The organism is Streptomyces sp. NPDC058092, from assembly GCF_042884935.1.
Classification (GTDB): domain Bacteria; phylum Actinomycetota; class Actinomycetes; order Streptomycetales; family Streptomycetaceae; genus Streptomyces.
The window spans coordinates 223,732-246,447 of sequence record NZ_JBHVSY010000003.1 but is presented as its reverse complement, the minus strand read 5'-3'; the positions used below and the strand labels follow the sequence as shown (position 1 = coordinate 246,447).

Here is a 22,716-nt window from a genome sequence, read left to right as displayed (position 1 = left end):
CCGCCAGCGGGCCACGGGCGAGCCGCTGACGCTGGAACCATGACCACGTACACGCCTCTCCCCATACCTCCCGCCGCACTCGAAGAACTCCGCCACGTCGATGACGCCGGGCAGCCACTGCGGCCGTACACCGCACGCGAGGACGGTGTTCCCCTCGACTGCGTAGGCAGTCCGCTGCGGTGTTGCCTGCGGGCCATCGAGCCCGGCGAACGAGTCGCACTCGTCTCCTACGCGCCGCTGCGCCGCTGGGCGATGGCGACCGGGGCCGAGCCCGGAGCCTACGACGAAGCGGGTCCGGTATTCATCCACGCCGATGAGTGCGTAGATCCGCGGGGAGTCCGGGGCTATCCCTTCGCCCGTCCCGGGGCGCTGCGCACCATCCGCCGCTACGACGCCGAAGGACACATCGTCGGAGGACGATTCTTCGAGATCCCTGACAACGCCGAGGCCGGGTTCGACCGGGCCTTCGAGGAAGCGTTTGCCGAGCCGGAGGTGGCACTGGTACACGTGCGGGCCCTGGAGTACGGCTGCTTCCAGTTCGAGGTGCGGCGACCGTAGACCGTCGAGGCCGCCCGCGCGGTGACCTTTGGCCGCCGACGTGCCCGAGGCGATCGCGCCCACGGCGTTCGGCGACGGCCCCGACGAAGAACATCGCGATGACGGCCGTGGTGAAGCCGCGCCTGCCGAACGTACGCAGGTCGATGAGCGGACCGCTGCCCCGGAATCCGACCGGGAAGATCCTCGAGCGGGAGCTGCGCGGGCCTGCCGGGGCGGAGGTGCGGCGGGCGGCCGGGGGTGTGGTCAGGGGCGAGTGATCCGGACGCGGTAGTTCCCGTTGTCCTCCTTGTCGACCACGGATATGCGTATCCCGTCGGCCCGGTCGGTGAAGGTCTGGCCGGGCTGGAAGGGGGCGTCGGAGAGCCCGGCGTGCACATTGGGCAGCCGGGTGCAGCCGCCGCTGTCCTTGGTGCTGTCCGCGACGGACACCGGCCCCTGACCGGTGTCGACGTCCGTGCTCACCTTGTAGATGAGCACGCCGGGCCGGCAGACCGCCTGGTCGTTGCCCGCCTGTGTCCGTACCTCCACCGCGTAGCCGGACGCGTTGCTCAGCGGGACGAACGCCAGCTTCGTCCCGCCCCGGGTGGCCAGCGGTTCGAGGACGTGCTCGCTGGTGCCTGGCCTGGCGGCGCAGCTGATCTGCTTGTTGTCCAGCCAGCCGAGCTTCCACTTGTGCCAGCCGAGCAGGTCGTTGTTGGCCCCCCAGTCCTCGGACATGATGTCCCAGTGCCCGACCGCGCCGCCGCCCTCCACGGTGTAGAGGTCGGGCAGGCCGAAGATATGCCCGTTCTCGTGCGGCAGGACGCGGAATCCGGTCTGTTTGAACGACCCCGAGCCGTCGTCCTGGTGGCTGTAGATGAAGGACGTGTTGCCGAGGAGTGCGCCGTCCGCGTGCGGTGCGTCCTGATTGCCGGAGAAGGTCACGGACAGGACGGTGTCCAGGGCGGAGGGCCCGGCGTTCGGTGTGACCAGGATGTTGACCAGGTCGTACGTACTGAAGTCGACCTTCGGATCGGCGGCCGCGACGATGTCCTGGACGAGGTGGCGGTAGCCCGGCTCGTACGCTGATCCACGTTCCACCCCGTACTCCGAGAACGGCAGTGGCATCCGCAGCCAGGACTTCAAGGGGGTGTCGGGGACGTAGGTGAGTCGCCCGTACGAGGCGGTCCGGAACCAGTTGATGGTCTGCGGGAAGAATTCCGCGAACCGGTCCATCGCCGGTTCGGGGCCCGGTGCGTCCGGGAAGTCGATCATCAGGTTGAGGGCGTGGATCCTGCCCGTGGAGCGGGCGTAGCCCTCCGGTGTCGGCATGCCTTCCGACATCTGTACGCCCAGGGTCACCGGTATGCGGCACGGGGCTGTCCCTGCGGACCGGGCGGTGGCCACCGGGCCGGCCGAGGCCCGGCTGGATATCGGAAGGGTGCTGCTGGCCGAGGCCGTGGTGGCGATGATCAGGGCTGTTGCCGAGGCGAGCGCGATCGGGTGGCGATGCTTGCGTATCCGGTGGCGGGGCTTCTGCATAGAGGCGCCTCGGGGTCCGCGGCAGTCGGCCGGCCCGGACTGCGCTCTGCGGATCAGCCTGTGACGGGTGGTGCGGCACCGCTCGTTGAGTGCGCCGATCGGTTGGTTTTCCCGTTCCGGAGGTGTGAGTCAGGTCACCTTGTGCTGAGGAAATAACCGGGGATCCTTTCCCCGTTTGAACGTGTGTCCCCCGCGAACCGGGGAGGTGGTCCCCGGTTACGGAAGGGGTCGCCATGAAGAACGAACAGCGTCGCGGCGACGAAGGGCGTGGCGACGAGGGCCGGACGGGTCAGCAGGCCCGGAGGCTCCAGAAGGTCCGGAAGAGCAGGAAGAGTCGGAAGGCAGGAACAGTCGTCGTGGATACCGTCACCCGCGCCGCCACCGGAGCGGCGCAGCCCCGGACGACCCGTCCGCGGGCGGACGCGCTGCGCAACCGGGAGCGGATCGTGACGGCCGCGCGCGAGATGTTCGTCGAGTTCGGGCCGGATGTGCCGCTCGACGAGGTGGCCCGCCGCGCCGGCGTCGGCAACGCCACGCTCTACCGCAACTTCCCCGACCGGGCCGCGCTGACGCACGAAGTCGTGCTCGCGGTCACCTCCCGTACCACCGAACGCGCGGAGGAGGCGACGGCCGAGGAGGCCGATCCCTTCGCCGCACTCAGCCGCTTCGTGCACGCGGCGGCCGACGAACGGATCGGGGCGCTGTGCCCGATGCTGTCCGGCGGCTTCGACAAGGACCATCCTGAATTGCTCGCCGAGCGCCGACGTCTCGAAGAGGCCGTCGAAGGGCTCGTGTCGCGCGCCATGTCCGCGGGGCGCCTGCGTACCGACATCGCCGTCGGTGACGTAGTGGTCGCCCTCTCCCAGCTCACCCGGCCGCTGCCCGGCATCGGATGCCTGGACATCGACCGGTTCACTCACCGCCATCTACAGCTGTTCCTGGACGGACTGGAGGCCCCGGCCCGGTCCCGGCTGCCCGGAACGGCGGCGACCCTGGAGGATCTGCGGCGCCGGTCATGACGCCCGCACCGGGCACGCCACCGGGCGGCCGGTGCACCTCGACCGCGCCATACCTTTCATGACCCGGGCTTTCATGCCCTGCCCTCTCACGATCCGCGTCCTTACGCCTCGTCCTCTCCCGACCCGCGCTTTCACCGTCTTCCCTTTCACCGCCCGCCCTTCGCCGACGGTCGCTGTCTTCGACCGTCCCTGACCGACTGCCCGTTCGCCGACCTCTCGGTTCATGACCTCGCGCGCCCGCGTGCGCCCTTAGGTGGATACCTCCATGCCAAAAACAGCCGACATCCGACTCCCGGACCCCAGCCGCTGGAAAGCACTGGCGTTCATCGCCCTCGCGCAGCTGATGGTCGTACTCGACGCCACGATCGTGAACATCGCGCTGCCGCACGCCCAGACGGCCCTGGGTATTTCCGATGCCAACAAGCAGTGGGTCATCACGGCCTACGCCCTCGCCTTCGGCGGGCTGCTGCTCTTCGGAGGCCGGATCGCCGACCTCTGGGGCCGCAAGCGGACCTTCGTCGTCGGCCTGATCGGCTTCGCGCTGGCCTCCGCGCTCGGTGGTGCGGCGCAGAACCAGGGCATGCTCTTCGGCTCCCGTGCACTCCAGGGCGTCTTCGGCGCACTGCTCGCCCCGGCGGCCCTGTCCCTGCTCGCCGTGATGTTCACCGATGCCAGGGAGCGCGCCAAGGCGTTCGGTATCTACGGTGCGATCGCCGGTGGCGGTGGCGCCGTCGGCCTGATCCTCGGCGGCTTCCTGACCCAGGTGCTGAACTGGCGCTGGACGTTCTTCGTCAACATCCCGTTCGCGATCGTCGCGGCCCTCGGCGCGTACTTCGTGATCCGTGAGCCGGCCGGCAGCCGCAACCGCTCTGCGCTCGACATCCCCGGTGTCGTCCTGTCCGCGCTGGGGCTGGTCTCCCTGGTGTACGGATTCACCCGCGCCGAGTCCGCAGGCTGGTCGGACCCGCTGACCATCGGCATGTTCATCGCGTCCGGTGTGCTGCTCCTGGCGTTCGTCGCGACCGAGTCCCGGGTCTCGTCGCCGCTGCTGCCGCTGCGCGTCCTGCTGGACCGCAACCGCGGTGGCGTCTACCTCTCGCTGGGTCTGGCCATCATCGCGATGTTCGGGCTGTTCCTCTTCCTGACGTACTACCTGCAGGTCGTGAGGGGCTACTCGCCGATCAGGACGGGCTTCGCCTTCCTCCCGATGATCGCGGGCATGATCACCGGCTCGACGCAGATCGGTGCCCGGCTGATGACCCGGGTTCCGGCGCGGAAGCTCATGGGCCCCGGCTTCCTGACCGCCGCCGTCGGCATGCTGCTGCTGACGCAGCTGGAGATCGGCTCCTCCTACACCCTGCTCATCCTGCCCGCACAGCTCCTGCTGGGCCTGGGCATGGGTACGGCGTTCATGCCGGCCATGTCGCTGGCCACGCACGGTGTCGAGCCGAGGGACTCGGGTGTCGCGTCCGCGATGGTCAACACCTCGCAGCAGGTGGGCGGCGCGATCGGTACGGCGCTGCTGAACACCGTCGCCGCCTCGGCCGCGACGGCGTACGCCACCTCGCACGCCGCGCTCGGTGCCACCGACCCGGAGCTGCTGAAGCTCCAGTCGATGGTGCACGGCTTCACCGGCGCCATCTGGTGGGCCGTCGGCATCCTGGTGGCGGCCTCCGCGATCGCGGTGACCTTCATCAACGCCGGACGCCCCTCGATGACCGCAGTGGGCGGAGCCTCCGGTTCGGGCGACGCCGACGGTGTCGAGGACGAGTTCAAGGTCCCGGTCGTCGCCCACTGACGTGGTCGTGCGACCTGGAGCGAGATTTACGCGGCTCTGCCCCGGTTCCGTTCGACGGGACCGGGGCAGAGCCGTTTCGACGGGCGGCTCAGCGCAGCCAGGGCAGATCCGCGTCCGTGCCCTCCGGCTGCAGTCCGGTGGCGACGACCTGCATGATCTCGCCCAGCGAGCGCATCTGCTCGGGAGTGAGCCGGTCGAACATCGCCTGACGCACGGCGCTGACATGGCCCGGCGCGGACCGGCGCAGCATCTCGTAGCCCTCGTCGGTGAGGACCGCGTTCTGGCCGCGCTTGTCGGACGGGCAGTCCTCGCGGCGCACCCAGCCGCTCTTCTCCAGCCGTGCGACGGCGTGCGAGAGCCGGGAGCGGGTGATCTTGGCGTCCTTGGCCAGCTCGGTCATCCGCTTCCGGCGGCGGGGCGCCTGGGAGAGCTGGACGAGCAGTCCGTAATAGATGTGCGGCATGCCGGCATCGCGCTGCAGCTGACGGTCGAGATGGTCCTCCATGAGCGTCGTGGCGTGGAGATACGCACGCCAGACGTGCTGCTCTTCGTCGGAGAGCCAGCGGGGCTCGCAGGGGGATGCCGGGGTCATGTACTCCACTGTACGACCTTTTCTTGAAGATTTAACTAGATAGAGCTAAGGTCTCGGGAGGTAGGAACTTGAAGATTAAAGAACCTTTCCTTCTCAAAGACACCTGTAGAAGAATTACCTCGATCAGCAGCGGATGGGGAGTGCCATGACTGTCACCGCGGAGCGCATGCCCGCCCTCTACCTTTCCCACGGCGCACCGCCGCTGGCCGACGACCCGCTCTGGCCCGGCGAACTGGCCGCCTGGTCCGCCGGGCTGCCCCGCCCCCGCGCGATCCTGATGGTCTCCGCGCACTGGGAGGAGGCCCCGCTCGCCCTCGGCGCCACGGAGACGGTCCCGCTCGTGTACGACTTCTGGGGATTTCCCGAGCACTACTACCAGGTGCGGTACGCGGCCCCGGGCGCCCCGGCGCTGGCGGAGAACGTACGCAAGCTGCTGCGCGGTGCCGGTACGCCGGTCCAGGACATCCCGGACCGCGGGCTCGACCACGGGGCGTACGTCCCGCTGGTGGAGATGTTCCCGGACGCCGACATCCCCGTACTCCAGATCTCCATGCCGACCCTGGACCCGCAGCGGCTGATGGACATCGGGCGCAAGCTCGCGCCGCTGCGCGACGAGGGCGTCCTGATCGTCGGGAGCGGCTTCTTCACCCACAACCTGGCCGCCTTGCGGCACGCGGGCGGCGGCACCCCCGGCTGGTCGGCGGAGTTCGACGACTGGGGGAAGCGGGCGCTCCAGGCGCGGGACATCGACGCCCTGCTCGACTTCGAGCACAAGTCCCCGGCCGGCCGGCTGGCCCACCCGCGCACCGAGCACTTCGCGCCGCTCTTCGTGACGCTCGGTGCGTCGGAGAACGAGCTGGACCGGGGCCGCAGCGTCATCGACGGGTTCTGGATGGGACTGGCGAAGCGGTCGGTGCAGTTCGGCTGAGGCCGGCGAGCGGAGTCGGGCGGCCCGTCACGGAGGTCGCGGGTTCGTGGCGGGTTCGGGCGGCCCGTCACGGGGGTCGTGGGTTCGTGGCGGGATTCGGGGGGTCTGTCACGGGGGTGGCGGGTTCGTGGCGGGTTCGGAAGAACTGACTCCGGGGTCGGCAGGTCCGTCACAGCGTCGGCGGATTCAGTTCGATCGAGCGGAGCGCGGCGGCGAGGGCTGTGGCGTCGCCGACGTCCAGCGCGGTGTCGGTGAACTTGATCGTGTGATCGTCGCCGTGCGCCGCCGCCCGCGCGAAGAGCTCCTCCGCGGACGCGGCAGCCGGTGTGTACGGGGCCGGCTCGGCCGGGCTGTACGCGGCGGTGACCGCGGCACTCGCCGCCCAGGCGGCCCGCAGGCTCGGCGCCCACAGCGCGCGGGGGAGCGCGGGGAGCGTGCGCAGCACGGCGTTGGGCGCGGTCGCCGCGTGCACCAGCATGATCGGTTCGCCGTACCCGTGCGTGGCATAGCGGTGGGTCGCGGCCCGCACCAGCTCCTCCAGCCGGGTCCGCGCCTCGTCCGGGTCGTCGGTGAACCGCTGTGGCCACATCGGGAACCCGGTGAGCTGCGCCAGCCGGTCCCGGATGCCGCCGCTCTGCTCGGGCACCGGCGGTACGGAGTCCAGCGCGGCCGCGGCGCTCGGGGCGGGCGCGAGCCGGGTCAGCGGGGGCAGCGGCCGGTGGCGGGCGGCCCAGTAGCCGAGGCCGTGGGCCAGCTCGGCGATCCGGGGCGCGCTCGTCTCACCGGCGAGCAGGGTGCGCACGGAGTGGCCGACCCGGATCACCGGATGGGTGGCGCCCGCCGCGATGCCGGGCAGCAGCAGCGGCCACCACTCGGCCAGGACCTCCCGCCAGGGGCGCTCGGCCGTCTCCCGCTCGAAGTACCGCGTCCAGTCCGCGATCCGGCGCGGATCGCCCAGGGCCTCGCGCCAGTTCGCCGCCGTCACCCGGGACGCGGTGTCCGGCATGTCCTCCAGCTTGTGGCTGTAATGGTCGAGCCATCGGTGGACGGCCGGTGCCTGGCCGTGCCGGACCAGCGCTTCGACGGCCATCGGGCCGTGATTGCTCAGCCAGCCGTCCCGTTCGGGGCCTGCGGTGTGGAGGCGCTCCAGCGCCTCGTCGAGGGTGCCTGTGGTGTCGTGGGCGGTCTTGTCGTGGCTGCTGCCGGTCGTGTCGTGGCCGCCGGCGGCGCCGTGGTCGTCGGTCGCGTCATGGCTGCTCGCCGCGTCGCCCATACGGTTGTCCATGCGGTCGCTCATACGGAAGCACGCTAGGCGCGGCGCCCGCGGTGCGTAACGGGCGGCGGACCTAGGTCGCGTTCGGGCCGGGCCCTAGGACTGTGGTCCCAGCCGCTTCTCGTACCAGGCCACGTCCCAGTACGTGCCGAACTTCCGGCCCACCTCGGCATACGTACCGACGTGGCGGAAGCCGAAGCGCTCGTGCAGCCGGACCGAGGCGTCGTCGGGCTGCGTGATGCCCGCGTACGCGCGATGCAGGTCCTCGTCGGCCAGCGCCTCGAACAGGGCCGAGTAGAGGAGCGTGCCGATGCCGCGGCCGGTGGCCGACGGAGCGCAGTACACGCTCACCTCGACCGAGGTTGCGTACGCCGCCTTGGGCCGGAAAGCGCTGCTGGTGGCGTATCCGAGGATCGAGGCGGGGCCGACAATGCGGACATCCTGAGCAACCAGAAGACGGTGCGGGCCGTCTTCAGGGTGGGAACGAAGCCACGGCAGACGCCGTTCAGGTGTAAAGGGGGCTGTATCGAATGTGAGCGCGGTCTCACGCACGTAATGGTTGTAGATGTCCGTGAGCGCCACCAAATCACCTTCGGTGCCCGGCCTGACCAGCACTTCTGTCCGGGTGTTCGGCATGCGATCCCCCCTCGTGGCGGCACAGGGTACTGCATGATCGCGAAAATGAATGCCAGGCATGGGAATTCTGTCCGGATTCCAGTCGTTGTTTCCATCGGATGCAGGGCACCCGAGAGGGTGTCGCGACCTACTCAGCAAGGGAGCACGCATGGCAACCCGTGCCGTCGCCCGTCGTTCGTCCACCACCGGTGGGAGCAGCCGGGCAAGCAGTGTTCGCGCCTCGAGCGGAGAGATCGCCGATCGCGACCTGGTCGGCATGTACCTGGACGAGATCGCGCGTACGCCGCTTCTCGATGCCGCGAAGGAGGTGGAGCTGTCGCAAATCGTCGAGGCGGGCGTGTTCGCGCGGCAGATTCTCGACGGTGCGGTGGAGAGCGAAGCCGGCGGAGCGTCGCGCGAGGAGCTGGAGGCGCTGGTCGCCGAGGGCGAGCGCGCCAAGGACATATTCATCCGTTCCAACCTCCGACTCGTCGTTGCCGTCGCCCGCCGCTATCCGCGGGCCGGGCTGCCCCTGCTCGACCTGATCCAGGAGGGCAACGCGGGCCTGGTGCGCGCGGTCGAGAAGTTCGACTACGCCAAGGGCTTCAAGTTCTCCACGTATGCGACGTGGTGGATCCGTCAGGCCATCACCCGTTCCATAGCCGACCAGTCCCGTACGATCCGGCTCCCCGTCCACCTGGTGGAGGAGCTCGGCCGGATACGCCGGGTGCAGCGCGAATTCGCCCGTGCTCACGGGCGCGAGCCGGACCACGCGGAGATTGCCGCCGAGCTGGACTCCACGCCGGAGCGCGTGGGCGACGTCCTGGACTGGGCCCGTGACCCGGTCAGCCTCAACATGTCGGTCGACGACGAGGGCGAGACGCAGTTCGGCGATCTGCTGGAGGACACCTCCGCGGTGTCACCCGAGCAGTCGGTGATGACGCTGCTGCGCAGCGAGGAGCTGGAGGACCTGATCGGCAAGCTCGACAACCGCACCGCGTCGATCATCCGTATGCGGTACGGCATCGAGGACGGCCGTGAGCGGACCCTCACCGAGGTGGGCAAGCAGCACGGCCTGACCCGTGAGCGGATCCGGCAGATCGAGAAGCACGCGCTGCTCGAACTGAAGCGAATGGCCCACGACACGGGTTTTGACGCTGCGGCGTGAGCCCCGGTCCAGTAACCTCCGAAATAGGTCGCTTCGCGTGACCCCCTGAGCTGAGTCCCGGCGCCCACCCCCCCCTGGCGCCGGGGCTCATTCTTTTTGGCGTTCGCACGCTTTTTGGTGCTCGCACGCAAGCTGCCGCCCGGCCGCCGCCCCCGGCCGCTGTCCGGCCGGCGGAGCGTCAGCGCGCCGTCGCGCGCGTCAGGCGGGCGCCCAGATCGCCCAGGTACTCCACCAGCTGCGGCGGCTCGTGGGCGGTGAAATCGCAGTCCACCAGCGCGAGTCGGAGCGCCACCCACTCCAGCGAGTCCGACAGCACCGCCCGCAGCCGACAGCTGTTCTCGCCGGTCCGCTCCAGGGGGCCGAACGCGGCGGGCAGTCGCGCGGACACGAAGTCCGCCGGGGCCGCGAAACCCACCTCCACCGCCAGCTCCGGCTGCCGCCGGGCGATCGAGCCGGCGAGGAACTTTGCCGCGTCCCCCGTGGGCAGCTCGCGCGGTGTGAACCGGGCCCCGGTCGCGAACGGCTCGCTGACCCGGTCGACCCGGAACGTACGCCAGTCCTCGCGCCCCAGGTCGTACGCGACGAGATACCAGCGCCACCCCGTGCTCACCAGCCGGTACGGCTCGGCCTCCCGCTTCGTCTCCGCGCCGTCGCCCGCGCGGTAGGCGAACCGCAGCCGCTCCCGGCCCGTGACCGCCGACGCCATCACCGTCAGCGTGTGCGGATCGATCGTCGAGCCGTCGCCACGGGTCAGCGGCACCGTCGCGTTCTGCAGGGTCGAGACCCGGTACCGCAACCGCGACGGCAGCACCTGCTCCAGCTTCGCCAGAGCCCGTACGGACGCCTCGTCGACCCCCTCGATGGCATGCCCGGCACCCGCCCGCAGGCCGACCGCGATGGCCACCGCCTCCTCGTCGTCGAGGAGCAGCGGCGGCATGGCGGTGCCCGCGACGAGGCGGTAGCCGCCGACCGAACCGCGTGAGGCCTCGACCGGATAGCCGAGTTCGCGGAGCCGGTCGATGTCGCGACGGATGGTGCGCGGGCTGACGTCGAGCCGTTCGGCGAGCTCGCTGCCCGGCCACTCGCGAGGCGTCTGGAGGAGCGACAGCAGGTTCAGCAGTCGTGCCGGGGTGTCCGTCATGGGCCCATCCTCGTGTCCGGGTGCCGGTGTGTCCGGGTGTCGGTCGTCTCACCAGGTTGCCCATCCATTGGGTCATGACCTGTCCTAATGACTGTTTAGCTTCTTCTTATGACTTCTTCCGCATCTCTGCCGTCCACGGCATCCGGGCCCACGGTGTCCTCGGACCCGTCGGACCGGCGACGCTGGTTCGCGCTCGCCATCGTGATGACCGCGGCCTTCATGGACCTGGTCGACGTCACGATCGTCAACATCGCCGTCCCGAGCATCCAGAAGGACACCGGCGCCTCGTTCAGCTCGATCCAGTGGATCACCGCCGGATACGCACTGGCCTTCGCGGCCGGGCTGATCACCGGCGGCCGGCTGGGCGACATCTACGGCCGCAAGCGGCTGTTCCTCATCGGCATAGGCGGCTTCACGCTGGCCTCCGCGCTCTGCGGCTTTGCGATGAATCCGGAGATGCTGGTCGCTTCCCGCATCCTCCAGGGCGGCACCGCCGCGCTGATGGTCCCGCAGGTGCTGTCGATCGTGCACGCCACCTTCCCGGCGCACGAGCGCGGCAAGGTCTTCGGTCTCTTCGGCGCGATCGTCGGCCTCGGCGCTGTGATGGGACCGCTGCTGGGCGCGCTGCTCACCGAGTGGAACATCGCCGGTCTCGAATGGCGGCCGATCTTCCTGATCAACCTGCCGGTCGGCCTCGTCGGCCTCGTACTGGGCCGCAAGTTCATCACCGAGTCCAAGGCCCCGAAGGCGCTCCGGCTCGACCTGATCGGCGTCGCCCTGGTGACGCTGGGGCTGCTGATGCTGATCTACCCGCTGACCCGTGGGCGCGAGCTGGGCTGGCCGCTGTGGGGCTATGCGTCGATGATCGGCAGCCTGCTGGTGTTCCTGGTCCTGGTGGTGTTCGAGCGGGAGAAGGCGCGCAAGGACGGTTCGCCGCTCGTGGAGCTGTCGCTGTTCCGGGTCAAGAGCTTCGCGGCGGGCATTGCCGTGCAGCTGGCCTTCGGTGTCGGCCTCGGCATCTTCTTCCTGGTCTGGACGCTGTACATGCAGAAGGGGCTCGGCTGGAGCGCGCTGCGGGCCGGCACGACCGGTATCCCGTTCTCGATCGCCGTCTCGTTCGCCGCCGGGATCTCCGTACAGAAGCTGGTGCCCCGCTTCGGCCGCAAGGTCCTCCAGACCGGCGCGCTGCTGATGATCGTCGGCCTGCTCCTCTACATCTGGGAGTCCGACCGGTACGGCATGGGAATCACGTCCTGGCAGATGGCGCTGCCGCTCGTGGTCATGGGCGCCGGCATGGGCCTGATCGTGGCCCCGCTGACGGACATGGTGCTGTCCGAGGTGCCCAAGGAACACTCCGGTTCGGCCTCCGGACTGATCAACACCGTGCAGCAGATGGGCAACGCGCTCGGGCTCGGACTGGTCTCGGTCGTCTTCTTCAGTTCGATCGGGGACCGGCTGACGCCGCAGCAGATGGGCCCGGCCTTCGCGGAGGGGTTCCAGCACTCGCTGTGGTGGGTGGCCGGGGTGCTCGCGGTGATCTTCCTGGTGATGTTCGCGCTGCCCGCCCGGCCGCGGCGGCACGCGGAGGGCGACGGCGAGGGCGCGGACACCACGGACGAAGCCGTGGACCACGGGAATCCGGGCGACGGGACCCTGGACGCCGTGGCCGGGTCCGTGCACGCCGTGAACAAGCCCGAGCTCGGCAAGGAGCCCGCCTTCACTCCCTGATGCTCCGACGTTGCTCCGGCGTTGCTCCGACGTTGCTCCGGCGTGGAGAAGGGCGACGGTGCCCGCACCCCTCGGGGATGCGGGCACCGTCGCCCTTTGTTCCTCGCCCGGGTCCCCTCGGGTCCTCGGGTCAGCAGATGCGTGTGCGGCTCTCCATGGCACCGCGCGCGGAGTCCTCGTCGCCGTACACCTCGCACATGTGGCGGCCGTCCGGCGTGGCCGTGTGCTCGACCTCCCACAGGCTCGTCTCGCTGCCGTCGAGGAGCAGGAAGGCGTGCTCGTACAGGGTGAATCCGGCGTCCCGGCCGTCCACCTGGCACTGCCGGCCGAAGACCTGGGTGATGTGGTGGGCGAAGGCGGCGCGCAGCAGCCGGGCGGTCTCCTCGCCCGGGCAGTCGCTGTTCTCCGCGCGGCGCAGGACGCGGCGGGCGTGGTCGGCGGAGTTGTCCGGGGCGTACATCCGGGGCGGCGGGACCGGGGGAGCCACCATCAGGACCGTGAGTATCTCCAGGTCGGCCTGCGGCCCGTCCTCCCCGAACGCCGGGACGTCACCGAAGCCGCCGGTCAGCCGCGCGGCGGCGATATGGGCATCGGCCTCGTCGTCGTACAGCTCGTGGTGCCGGAGGTCGGGCTCCGTCCGGGAGCGCGGGTCCATCGCGCTCCGCGGACCGCCGTGCACCAGCTCCCACAGGGTGAGGGGGGTGCCGTCGGACAGCAGATACGTGTGCCGGTAGGTCTCGCGGTGGAGTACGGAACTGTGGTGCGAGGAGTGCAGGGAACTGCTGTGGGCGAGTGCGGTACCGAGTCTCTCGACCGTACTGTCGGGCAGATCGAAAGAGTTGAGTGCCCGTCGCAGGAGTCGCTCGAGGTGCTGCTCGGTTGTCTCGTACGGATCGCTCAAGGTGCTGTCTCCAGGCCGTCGCCGCGTGTTACTTGGTGCGTGCTTAACGTAGTCCCTGGGTCCGACATCGTGACCGGGGTTCAGGAAAACGTATGACACACGCAGATGGTTCCTGGCGGTTCGTCCGAACTTTCTTACCCGGCAGGCGAGTCGGGGTCCGGGCGGCTTTGCCCCGACGGCCACGACGGGGACCGGCTCGCCCCGTAGAGATCACTGTACGCGGGGTAGCTGCCCCCGCCGGGGCGGCCGTTGACGCTCTGAGCTGCCCGGACGGCCTTCACGATGGCACGGGTCAGCGCGTCCGCGCCGGCCGCCAGGAGATCGTTCAGCGCGATCGGGTTCTGCGGATCCAGTGACCGGGCGCCGGTGGCCAGCGCGAAAACCGTGTCCCCATCGGTCAGCAGATGTACGGGGCGGACGGCGCGCGCCAGTCCGTCGTGCGCCGTACCCGCGAGCTTCTGCGCCTGGGCCCGGGTGAGGTCGGCGTCCGTGGCGACGACCGCGAGCGTGGTGTTGAGCGGCGGCCGCGCGTTCGCCTCCCGGGCCTCGGCCAGGCGCTGCTGCGCCGCACGGTGGACCTCGGGCGCGGGGTGCACCGGAGGTTCGGCGGCGCCGTACTCCCCGTACAGCACTCCGGTACGCGGATCGAGCACCGAACCCGCCGCGTTCACCACAGCGAGCGCGCCCACCGTGATCCCGGACGCCAGCCGCACGCTCGCCGTGCCCACCCCGCCCTTGAGCGGCCCGGCGACCGCACCCGTACCGGCGCCGGCATTCCCCTCGACGACCGGCGCCCCGGTCTCCGTACCCGCCGCGTCCGCCACCGCCGCGCGGCCGGTCGACGCGTCCGGGCGGGCCCGCCAGTCACCGCCCCGCCCCAGGTCGAAGATGCACGCGGCCGGGACGACCGGCACCACCTGCGCCGGATCGGGCCCGACCCGTACCCCGCGCCCCTGTTCCTCCAGCCAGGCCATCACACCGGACGCCGCGTCCAGGCCGTACGCGCTGCCGCCCGTCAGGACGACGGCGTCGATGCGCTGCACCAGATTGCGCGGATCGAGCGCGTCCGTCTCCCGGGTGCCGGGGCCGCCGCCGCGTACGTCGACGGCCGCGATCGCACCCCCTTCGGGGGCGAGGACGACGGTGGTGCCGCTCAGCGCGCCCGCACCCGGCACCTGTGCATGGCCGACGCGCAGCCCGGCCACATCGGTGAGCGCGTCGAGCGGCCCGGCGGACAGGGGTGATGTGTGCTGCACGGTGGAGAGGACTGTCGGCTTGTGCGGTTCTTCCGTCATTACGCGCTCCTCACAGGATTCACCACTGGCAACTCACCACACGTCGTCCGTGGGGCACCGCACCACATCCGTGTGCTCACCCCGCCACCGCGGGCCGCCGGGACAGCAGCACCCCCGCGGCCACGGTCGCCGCAGCCACCAGGCCGGCCGCGAACACGGCCCACCCCCCGGCGAACGTACAGGCCAGGATCGCCGGCGCGGCCACGGGGAGGGGCAGTTGCTCCGCGAGATCGCGCTTGAAGTGGCGGGCGTGCAGCGCCCACACCGTCAGCAGGAAGAGCGCCGAGGGCACGGTCACCGCGGCGGCGGCCACCGTCTCCGAGACATGGGCCTGGCCCACGGCCTGCTCCACCGCGAGTTCGAGGCCCGAGCCGATCGCGGCCGCGGACCCGAAGATCAGGAAGTGTCCGTATCCCCAGATGAACGCTTCCCTGCTGCCGCGGAGGTAGTCATGGATCGGCACGGCGAAGTAGACCCACCAGGCGGAGAAGACGATCAACAGCCCGCCTGCGGCGATCGGCAGCAACTCACCGAACACTTCATGCTCGTCCACCGCCTCCTGGACCGCGACCGTGGCCGCCGCGATCGTCTCGCCCAGCACGATGATCGTGAACAGGCCGTACCGCTCACCGATGTGGTGCGGATGCCAGCTCGTCGGGCGGTCGCGCTCGGAGATCGCCGGAACGGACAGCTCCGCGAGCACGAGCACGACGAAGACGGAGGCACGCGCTCCGCCCGTGTTGTCGGTCAGCAACAGCATGCCGATCCAGCCGCATTGCACCACCGTGATGCCGACGGCGTACCGCAGCGCGACGCGCCGCTCGAGGCCCCGGGTGCAGTACGCGGCGCGCAGCCACTGGCTGGTCAGGGCGAGCCGCATCACGACGTAGCCCACGACGACGACCGTCCAGTCGCCCGCGTCGAAGGCGCGCGGCACCCCGGCGGCGAGGATCAGCACACCGGTGATCTGCACGAACGTGACCACGCGGTACAGCGGATCGTCGGTGTCGTAAGCCGAGGCGAACCAGCTGAAGTTGACCCAGGCCCACCAGATCGCGAAGAAGACGGCCGCGTAACTGATGACTCCGATGGCGGCATGGCCCTCGGCGACGGCATGCAGCAGCCGCCCGCCCGCCTGGGCCACGGCGACGACGAAGCAGAGGTCGAAGAAGAGTTCCAGCGGGGTCGACGCGCGATGTTTCTCGGCGCGGCTGCGGGCAGTCATTCCGGGCATGGCATCAGCACACCAGACGAGGTCGGTGGTGCCCAGGGACGCGCCCCCGGACGCAGGGCGGGAAGTTCTCGTGGAGCTTTGGCCGGTGGACGAGGACGCACAGCCCTCGGAGAAACCACGGAGCAACGCGGATTTGCCGGGCCGGACCCTGCCGCAGCGGGTCTCCGCAGGTTCACCTGAAGGGCGCTGCGGGCCGTCCGACGGGCTGTGCGTCACACGACGGGCCCGCGAGCCTTCCGGCGGGCTGTGAGTCACCTGACGGGCGCCGCGAGCCTTCCGGCGGGCTGTGAGCCACCCGACGGGCGCCGCGGGTCCGCCCACGATCTGCGAGCCGGTCAGGCGAACGGGCTCACCCCGCCGAGCCGTAAAACAGGACCAACCATCCCATACGACCCTACGGTGACGGGGTGACCCAGCCCCCAGAAGCCTCTGCCGCTGCCGCGCAGCCCGCCCCCGGTGGCGGGCACACCGGCCTCCCCGGAGCGCCCGGCACCCCGCAGCCCGCCGAGGGTGCCGGACACCGGGCCGCCGCGCCCCGGTCCGTCACCGCCCGTGCGACCGCGGCCGGGGTTATCGTCTCCGCCCTGCTGATCCTCGCGATCGTGTTCGGCAGCCGGCTCCTGGAGAACTTCGACTCCGCCCTTCTCCCGTACGCCGTCGCCACCGTCTTCCTCGCCTTCGGCGTCGCCCACCGTTACACCGTCTGGGTCTCCGCGCCCGGCGCCCGGCGCTTGTTCAAGCAGGGGTGGCGGAGCTTCTTCTCCCTGGCCAACTTCCGCAACGCCCCCACCGCCCTGCCCCGGATGATCGCCACCTACCTGGGCTTCCAGAAATTCCTCGGCGCCCGCTCCCACGCCCGCTGGGCCGCCCACCAACTGATCTTCTGGGGCTGCGTCCTCGCCTCCCTGATCACCTTCCCGCTGACCTGGGGCTGGTTCACCTTCACCTCCGGTTCCGGCTCGGGCCCCGGCTACGCGATGCGCATCTGGGGCTTCGAGATCATTGGATTCGACTCCCTGGACATCCTCGGCTGGCTGATGTTCCACGGCCTGGACATCGCCGCCGTTCTCGTCATCCCCGGCGCCTCGTACTTCCTCTGGCGGCGGATGAAGGACCGCGGCGCCATCACCGGCCAGCGCTTCGCGTACGACCTGGTGCCGCTGATTGCCCTGATCGTCATCTCCGTGTCCGGGTTGCTGCTCACTTTCTCGTCGATCTTCCTGCACGGCGGCGGATACGAGTTCCTGGCGATTCTCCACATGGTGTCGGTGGTCTTCACCCTCATCTACATCCCGTTCGGGAAGTTCTTCCACATCGTCCAGCGCCCGGCCGCGGTCGGCATGCAGCTGTTCAAATACACCGCCCGGCAGGACCAGGAGATCTTCGGCTGCCGCCGCTGCGAGGAGCCCATCGACACCGCGCCGTACGTCGAGAACCTCCGCGGCACCATGCGCGATCTCAGTCTCGACTTCGACGAGTGGGCCGAATACTGCCCGCGCTGCAAGCGGGTGCTGCGCGGCAGCGCCTATCTCTCCCAGGTGAAGAAGGGCTTCCAGTGACCCCGGATGCGCGAGCGGCCGCCCCCCGTACGGCCGTCCCTCTCGGCTCCTCCCTCGCGCCGCCCGGCACCCGGGACTTCCGGGACGCGGGCGGTATCCCCGCCGACCAGTGGCACGCCGACCAGGACGGCGAGACGCTCGTCCCCACCCACTGCTGTTTCTGCGGGGTCCAGTGCGGGATGTATCTGCGCGTCGACCGGGGAGGCAAGGTCTTCGGCGTCGAACCCCGCAACCACGACATCAACCGGATGCGGCTGTGCCCCAAGGGCATCAACGCATATCAGCAGGTCAACCACCCCGACCGGCTGACCGCCCCGCTCCTGCGCCGCTCCCGGGACGAGGACTTCCGCGAGGTCTCCTGGGACGAGGCACTCGACTTCACCGTCTCCGAGATCAAGCGCATCCAGCGCAGCTACGGGAACGATGCCTTCGGGCTCCTCGGCGGCGCCAGTCTCTTCACCGAAAAGACCTATCTGGTCGGCAAGTTCGCCAGGGTCGCCCTCAAGTCCCGGCATGTCGACTACAACGGCCGGCTCTGCATGGTCAGCGCCGCGGGCGCCAACAAACTCGCTTTCGGTATCGACCGGGCCGGCAACCCCTTCTCCGACATCCTGCTCACCGACTGTCTGCTCATCGCGGGCTCCAACGTCGGTGAGTGCTTCCCCGTGATGACCCAGTACGTGTGGGGAGCCCGGGACCGCGGTGCGAGCCTGATCGTTGTCGATCCCCGGGAAACCGCGATCGCCCGCACCGCCGACATCCATGTCGCGCTCAGGCCCGGCACCGACTCGGCCTTCTTCAACTCCGTGCTGAGCGTGGTCATCGAGGAGGGACTGACCGACGAGGCCTATCTCGCCGCCCACGCCACCGGCTGGGCGGACGTGAAGGCCAAGGCCCGCGCGTACCCGCCGTCCCGGGCCGCCGAGATCTGCGGGGTCCCCGCCCAGCAGATCGTCCAGGTCGCCCGCGCCTTCGCCCGCGCCCCCAAGGCCATGGCCTGGCACGCCCGCGGTATCGAACACCACTCGCAGGGCGTCGAGAACTGCCTCAGCGTGATCAACCTCTGCGCCGCCACCGGCCACATCGGCAAGCCCGGCGCCGGCTACGGCACCCTCACCGGCCAGGGCAACGGCCAGGGCGGCCGTGAACACGGTCAGAAATCCGACCTCCTTCCCGGCGGCCGCTCGATCACGAACGAGGAGCACCGCAGACAGATCTGCGAGATCTGGGGGATCGAGGAGTCCGAACTCCCGCCCGCCGGCACCTCGATGATGGAAATGGTCTGGCAGATGCAGCGCCGCGAAATCCGCGGACTGATCGGCATCTGCAACAACCCCTTCGTCTCCCTGCCCAACTACAAGGTGGTCAAGGAGGGTTACGACGCCGCAGAGTTCCATGCCCAATTCGACTTCTTCCTTTCCGAGACCGCTGCCAACGCACATGTCGTCTTCCCCGTCACCACCTGGGCCGAGGACGAAGGGGTGATGGCCAACGCCGAGGCCCGGGTGGTCAAGCACAACAAGGCCCAGGACCCGCCCCCCGGCGTACGGACCGACACCTGGGTGATGTGCGAACTCGCCAAGCGCCTCGGCGCGGGTGACAAATTCGCCTTCGCCGACTCCCGCGAGGTCTTCGACGAACTGCGGACCGCCTCCGCCGGAACCGTCAACGACTACTACGGCATCACCTACGAACGGCTGGAGGAGACCGGCGGGATCGCCTGGCCCTGCCCCTCCACCGACCACCCCGGCACCCCCCGGCTCTTCGAGGACGGGAAGACCTACCACCCCGACGGCAAGATCCATCTGCAGGTCGTCGAGTGGCACCCGCCGATGGACCCGTACGACGACGAGCACCCCATGTCGCTCACCACCGGCCGCACCGTCGCCCACTTCCTGTCCGGCAACCAGACCCGCCGACTGGGCGCCCTCGTCGAACAGACCCCGCGCCCCTGGGCCGAACTCCACCCTTCCCACGGCTTCCGCAACGGCGAACCGGTCCGCGTCGTCACCCGGCGCGGCAGCGAGGTCTTCCCCGCCCTGGTCACCGAGGCGATCCGCCCCGACACCGTCTTCATCCCGTACCACTGGCCCGTTCCCACCTCGGCCAACGCCCTCACCATCGATGCCCTCGACCCCCGCTCCAAGATCCCCGAGTACAAGGTGTGCGCCTGCCGTATCGAGCACGCGGACAGGATCGACGAGGTCCCCGCGCCTCCCGTCGCACCCGGACATATCGCCTACCCGGAGACCCAGGTCTCCCGTACCGACCCGCTGCCGCCCACGTCCCCGCAGGGCCGTGGTACCTCGGAGAGGGGCTGATCCCCGCATGATGGGCAGAACGATCTTCATCGATCCGGGGCGCTGCATCGGCTGCCAGGCCTGTGTCTCCGCCTGCCGGGAATGCGACTCGCACCGCGGCAAATCGATGATCCACCTCGACTACACCGACGAGGGCCAGTCCGTCGCCTCCCTTCCCACGGTCTGCATGCACTGCGAGGACCCGGTCGCCCCGTGCGCCGAGGTCTGCCCCGCCGACGCGATCCTGGTGACCGCCGACGGTGTGGTGCAGCAGGCCGACACCAGCCGCTGCATCGGCTGCGCCAACTGCGTCAACGCCTGCCCCTTCGGCGTCCCGAAGATCGATCTGCAGGCGAAGCTGCAGATGAAATGCAACCTCTGCTGCGACCGCACCGCCTACGGCCTCGCCCCCATGTGCGCGACCGTCTGCCCGACGGGAGCGCTGTTCTACGGGACCGTCGAGGAACTCCAGGCCGAGCGCCCCGGCGTCCAGGTCGCCGACACCTTCGTCTTCGGCCGCAGCGAGGTCCGCACCGGTGTGGCCATGGTCGTCCCCGCAGACAAGGTCCAGTGGCCGGTGCCCGGCGGCCTTCCCGTCGTCGAGATCAACGGGAAGGACGTCCGCCGATGAGCGCCACCGACCAGCCGCCCTCCGGGGACCCGCGCGAAGCCCTGCACGACCGGATCGCCGCCGACTCCCTCACCACCCGGCGCGACTACCTCCGGATCGTCGCGACCGTCTCGGGCGGCCTCGCCGTCGGCGGTCTCGCCGTGGCCGGCGGAATCCTTCCGCGCCACGGCGAACCCGACGACGGCAAGACACCTGCGCCGAAGAAGATCACCACTCAGCTCCTTCCCGGCGAGTCCATCGCTTTCCACTACCCGGACGAAGAGGACCGGGCGGTCGCCGTCCGGCTCGACGACGGCACCCTCGTCGGCTACTCCGCGATCTGTACCCACCTCGCCTGTGCCGTGCTCTGGCGCAAGGACCGCGGCTCGCAGGGCGAGCTGTACTGCCCCTGCCACGAGGGCGTCTTCGATGCCCGCACCGGCGAGGTCACCGCCGGGCCGCCACCCCGCGCACTGCCCAAGGTGGTGCTCACCGAGCAGGCCGACGGCAGTATCTGGGCGGTCGGTACGACCCGCTCGGGCGAGAGCATCGAACACGGACTGTGCCGTCAGCTCAGCGCCGACCGCCCGGACCTCGCGTCCCGCATCGGCTGCCCCGCGGTCAAGGACGGAGGCGCGGAGGCGCCCGTGGCCAATGCGTCGGGGACAGCTGCCGACGCACCGGGGCCGCCCACGGGCGACGGACCAGGAACAGTCAGAGTGAACGGGACCGGTGCCGCCCGCCAAAGAGGCAGGACGTCGCGTACCCGGGCCGCTGAGGCCGAGGCCACCGGCAGGCGGACATGACCGACGCCCAGCAGCCCCGGAGCCAGGAATCCACGGAACACCCGGGGGAGTACCCGGAGTACCACCCGGGCAGTGCCCGCCCCGAGCTCAACCGCCCCGTCCACGAGCGCTATCCACAGATCCGCCCCACCAGTGGCTACGGCGACCCCCGGATCCGCCACACCGGTCCCGGCCCGGGCGCGGGGACCGACCAGGAGCCCGAACGCTCCTCGAAACTGACGGCCCGGCTGGCCCTGGCCATGACCGTCGTCATCGGACAGCTCTGGGGCCTGACCGTCATCGTCGACGCGTGGATGGAGGGCAACACCGGCACGGCCTGGTGGGGCGCCGGTTTCCTCTGTCTGTCGTTCCTCGTCGTCCTCGGGCTGTGGCTGCTCGACCCGAAGGACCGCTGACCACCGACGTTCCGCTGACCACCGACGTACCGATGGCCACCGACGTTCCTCTGATCACAGACGTCCGGCTGACGACCGTCGTACCGCAGACCGTCGCCGTACCCTGGATGCATGAGCACCGCCCCCGCCCCCGGCCCGCGCGATTCGAAGCCGTCCCAGCCGGAACAGCCGAAACCCGAACCGGCTCTGATCTTCGACGATCCGCTGGACCAGCAGTCCGCGGACGATACGGACCGAGGGTGGGGCGAGCGGGCCCCGGCCGGCGGCAGCGCCGCCGATCTGGCACGCTTTCTCGACGAGAAGCCGCCCCACCACATCTGAGCCCCCGCTCCGTGGTGGTCCGACGACGCTGCTGTCGGTTCTCTCTGTGCACCGAACCCCGCAGGATCCGGATGCCCTCGATCGCCTTGATCGCCTCGCCCATCTTCGGGTCCGTGACGCAGGGTCCCTTGAGGCAGGAGCTGTAAAACTGCTCCGCAACCTACGGCAGTACGCCGTGGAATCACCCGATCTGCGCCTTGGATCCGGTTACTTGACCGACCATCAGTACGCATCAGCACAGGGTCACCGCCAGCCTGGCGGAGATGCCCGCACCGGCCAGCGACGCGGCCGTGCCCCGCGGTACGGACAGCACGATCAGCGCACCTTCCTCCGCGGAACCTTCGGCCGGGGCCTGCGGTACGTCTGCCACCCGCGCGCCCTTCGCCAGCACCCGGGCATCGGATCCGGTTCTCTCGGCGGCGATGACATCGACGCGGTCACCCGGCCGTAACAGCCGCACCGTCCCCGCATCCGCGATCCGGACCGGTGCGGACACCAACGGAGCCGTCCCCCGCGCCCGCTCCGGCGCCGCCCCGGCCGCACCCCCTGCCTCTGCACCCGCACCATGCCCGGAATCGCCGCCCACGCCGCTCCCGACGCTCCCGCCCAGCCCCGTCGCGGCCAGCGCGGCAGCCGTCAGGGCCAGTCCGGCGGCCATGGTGTGGCGTTGCCGCCACAGTGCCCGCCGCAGCCGGTGCCCACCGCCTCCGCGCACCCGCAATGGTTCGAACGCGGGCACACCACAGGGCGGGGGAGCCGATGCCGGAGGCCCTGGAGCCATCGTCGGAGCGGAACGCCCGGAGCGCGCACACGGGGACGACTCGGAAGAGGGGAGTGACGGGAATGGCAGGGACGACGGGGATGACGGGGACGACTGCGACGACGGGAACATGGTCAACACCACCTGGCATGAGGAGTTTCGGACGAACACCCCTCACGATCCACCGTCCGCGA

At 70.1% G+C, this 22,716-nt stretch carries 22 protein-coding genes; 13 read left to right on the top strand and 9 right to left on the bottom strand.

Annotated features, from left to right (window positions below; genetic code table 11):
* Window positions 1-39 precede the first annotated feature (39 nt).
* Together ACFVV1_RS07250 and ACFVV1_RS07245 are read left to right on the top strand one after the other, a co-directional pair.
* Window positions 40-558 (top strand): DUF1203 domain-containing protein, encoded by a 519-nt coding sequence (locus ACFVV1_RS07250; protein WP_389985769.1) that lies wholly within the window; start codon window positions 40-42, stop codon window positions 556-558.
* 98 nt (window positions 559-656) lie between these two features.
* Window positions 657-815, top strand: a complete 159-nt coding sequence (locus ACFVV1_RS07245; protein ID WP_389985766.1) for a hypothetical protein — start codon at window positions 657-659, stop codon at window positions 813-815.
* On the opposite strand, the gene ACFVV1_RS07240 is transcribed toward ACFVV1_RS07245, so the two are convergent.
* Window positions 802-2,079, bottom strand: coding sequence for a M6 family metalloprotease domain-containing protein (locus ACFVV1_RS07240; protein ID WP_389985763.1), 1,278 nt, complete (start codon window positions 2,077-2,079; stop codon window positions 802-804). The two genes, ACFVV1_RS07245 and ACFVV1_RS07240, sit on opposite strands and share 14 nt — an antisense overlap.
* 356 nt (window positions 2,080-2,435) lie before the next feature.
* Here ACFVV1_RS07240 and ACFVV1_RS07235 point away from each other — a divergent pair, with 356 nt between their 5' ends.
* Both ACFVV1_RS07235 and ACFVV1_RS07230 read left to right on the top strand, forming a co-directional pair.
* Window positions 2,436-3,098, top strand: a complete 663-nt coding sequence (locus tag ACFVV1_RS07235) for a TetR/AcrR family transcriptional regulator (protein WP_389986367.1) — start codon at window positions 2,436-2,438, stop codon at window positions 3,096-3,098.
* Window positions 3,099-3,363: 265 nt separating this feature from the next.
* Complete coding sequence (locus ACFVV1_RS07230) at window positions 3,364-4,896, top strand: MFS transporter (protein ID WP_389985761.1); 1,533 nt, start codon at window positions 3,364-3,366, stop codon at window positions 4,894-4,896.
* Window positions 4,897-4,984: 88 nt separating this feature from the next.
* Here the strand turns inward: ACFVV1_RS07230 and ACFVV1_RS07225 are convergent, their stop codons facing one another.
* A complete protein-coding gene (locus ACFVV1_RS07225) occupies window positions 4,985-5,497 on the bottom strand; it encodes a MarR family winged helix-turn-helix transcriptional regulator (protein ID WP_389985758.1) in 513 nt (170 codons plus the stop codon).
* A gap of 136 nt (window positions 5,498-5,633) precedes the next feature.
* Between ACFVV1_RS07225 and ACFVV1_RS07220 the strand changes: the two genes are divergently transcribed.
* Window positions 5,634-6,416 carry a dioxygenase gene (locus ACFVV1_RS07220; protein ID WP_389985755.1) on the top strand — a complete coding sequence of 261 codons (783 nt, stop codon included), beginning with the start codon at window positions 5,634-5,636 and terminating at the stop codon, window positions 6,414-6,416.
* A gap of 169 nt (window positions 6,417-6,585) precedes the next feature.
* On the opposite strand, the gene ACFVV1_RS07215 is transcribed toward ACFVV1_RS07220, so the two are convergent.
* Window positions 6,586-7,713 (bottom strand): questin oxidase family protein, encoded by a 1,128-nt coding sequence (locus ACFVV1_RS07215; RefSeq protein WP_389985752.1) that lies wholly within the window; start codon window positions 7,711-7,713, stop codon window positions 6,586-6,588.
* Window positions 7,714-7,785: 72 nt separating this feature from the next.
* The gene (locus ACFVV1_RS07210) at window positions 7,786-8,325 is read right to left on the bottom strand and encodes a GNAT family N-acetyltransferase (RefSeq protein WP_389985749.1); all 540 of its coding nucleotides are present in this window, start codon (window positions 8,323-8,325) and stop codon (window positions 7,786-7,788) included.
* A 148-nt stretch (window positions 8,326-8,473) separates the two neighbouring features.
* Here ACFVV1_RS07210 and ACFVV1_RS07205 point away from each other — a divergent pair, with 148 nt between their 5' ends.
* Window positions 8,474-9,472: an RNA polymerase sigma factor RpoD/SigA gene (locus tag ACFVV1_RS07205; protein WP_389985746.1), complete on the top strand. Its 999-nt coding sequence runs from the start codon at window positions 8,474-8,476 to the stop codon at window positions 9,470-9,472.
* A 178-nt stretch (window positions 9,473-9,650) separates the two neighbouring features.
* Here ACFVV1_RS07205 and ACFVV1_RS07200 read toward each other — a convergent pair whose 3' ends face one another.
* The gene (locus tag ACFVV1_RS07200; protein ID WP_389985743.1) at window positions 9,651-10,613 is read right to left on the bottom strand and encodes a helix-turn-helix transcriptional regulator; all 963 of its coding nucleotides are present in this window, start codon (window positions 10,611-10,613) and stop codon (window positions 9,651-9,653) included.
* Window positions 10,614-10,721: 108 nt separating this feature from the next.
* Between ACFVV1_RS07200 and ACFVV1_RS07195 the strand changes: the two genes are divergently transcribed.
* Window positions 10,722-12,341 carry an MFS transporter gene (locus ACFVV1_RS07195; RefSeq protein WP_389985740.1) on the top strand — a complete coding sequence of 540 codons (1,620 nt, stop codon included), beginning with the start codon at window positions 10,722-10,724 and terminating at the stop codon, window positions 12,339-12,341.
* Between the two features lie 130 nt (window positions 12,342-12,471).
* Here ACFVV1_RS07195 and ACFVV1_RS07190 read toward each other — a convergent pair whose 3' ends face one another.
* The 3 genes from ACFVV1_RS07190 to ACFVV1_RS07180 all read right to left on the bottom strand — a co-directional run bounded on the left by ACFVV1_RS07190 (window position 12,472) and on the right by ACFVV1_RS07180 (window position 15,762).
* Window positions 12,472-13,242 (bottom strand): DUF6227 family protein, encoded by a 771-nt coding sequence (locus tag ACFVV1_RS07190; protein WP_389985737.1) that lies wholly within the window; start codon window positions 13,240-13,242, stop codon window positions 12,472-12,474.
* Window positions 13,243-13,376: 134 nt separating this feature from the next.
* Complete coding sequence (locus tag ACFVV1_RS07185) at window positions 13,377-14,537, bottom strand: P1 family peptidase (protein ID WP_389985734.1); 1,161 nt, start codon at window positions 14,535-14,537, stop codon at window positions 13,377-13,379.
* Between the two features lie 76 nt (window positions 14,538-14,613).
* Window positions 14,614-15,762, bottom strand: coding sequence for a low temperature requirement protein A (locus ACFVV1_RS07180; RefSeq protein WP_389985731.1), 1,149 nt, complete (start codon window positions 15,760-15,762; stop codon window positions 14,614-14,616).
* Between the two features lie 416 nt (window positions 15,763-16,178).
* Between ACFVV1_RS07180 and ACFVV1_RS07175 the strand changes: the two genes are divergently transcribed.
* The 6 genes from ACFVV1_RS07175 (at window position 16,179) to ACFVV1_RS07150 (ending at window position 21,762) form a co-directional block, all read left to right on the top strand.
* Window positions 16,179-17,330 (top strand): MFS transporter, encoded by a 1,152-nt coding sequence (locus tag ACFVV1_RS07175; RefSeq protein ID WP_389985728.1) that lies wholly within the window; start codon window positions 16,179-16,181, stop codon window positions 17,328-17,330.
* A complete protein-coding gene (locus ACFVV1_RS07170) occupies window positions 17,327-19,651 on the top strand; it encodes a molybdopterin oxidoreductase family protein (protein ID WP_389985725.1) in 2,325 nt (774 codons plus the stop codon). Before ACFVV1_RS07175 ends, ACFVV1_RS07170 begins: the two co-directional genes overlap by 4 nt.
* A gap of 7 nt (window positions 19,652-19,658) precedes the next feature.
* Window positions 19,659-20,261: a 4Fe-4S dicluster domain-containing protein gene (locus ACFVV1_RS07165; protein ID WP_389985722.1), complete on the top strand. Its 603-nt coding sequence runs from the start codon at window positions 19,659-19,661 to the stop codon at window positions 20,259-20,261.
* Window positions 20,258-21,046, top strand: a complete 789-nt coding sequence (locus tag ACFVV1_RS07160) for a Rieske (2Fe-2S) protein (RefSeq protein ID WP_389985719.1) — start codon at window positions 20,258-20,260, stop codon at window positions 21,044-21,046. The genes ACFVV1_RS07165 and ACFVV1_RS07160 overlap by 4 nt, the downstream gene beginning before the upstream one ends.
* Complete coding sequence (locus ACFVV1_RS07155) at window positions 21,043-21,441, top strand: hypothetical protein (protein WP_389985716.1); 399 nt, start codon at window positions 21,043-21,045, stop codon at window positions 21,439-21,441. The genes ACFVV1_RS07160 and ACFVV1_RS07155 overlap by 4 nt, the downstream gene beginning before the upstream one ends.
* A 111-nt stretch (window positions 21,442-21,552) precedes the next feature.
* Window positions 21,553-21,762 (top strand): hypothetical protein, encoded by a 210-nt coding sequence (locus ACFVV1_RS07150; protein WP_383761863.1) that lies wholly within the window; start codon window positions 21,553-21,555, stop codon window positions 21,760-21,762.
* A gap of 232 nt (window positions 21,763-21,994) precedes the next feature.
* On the opposite strand, the gene ACFVV1_RS07145 is transcribed toward ACFVV1_RS07150, so the two are convergent.
* Window positions 21,995-22,543, bottom strand: coding sequence for a hypothetical protein (locus tag ACFVV1_RS07145; RefSeq protein WP_389985713.1), 549 nt, complete (start codon window positions 22,541-22,543; stop codon window positions 21,995-21,997).
* Between the last annotated feature and the right edge of the window lie 173 nt (window positions 22,544-22,716).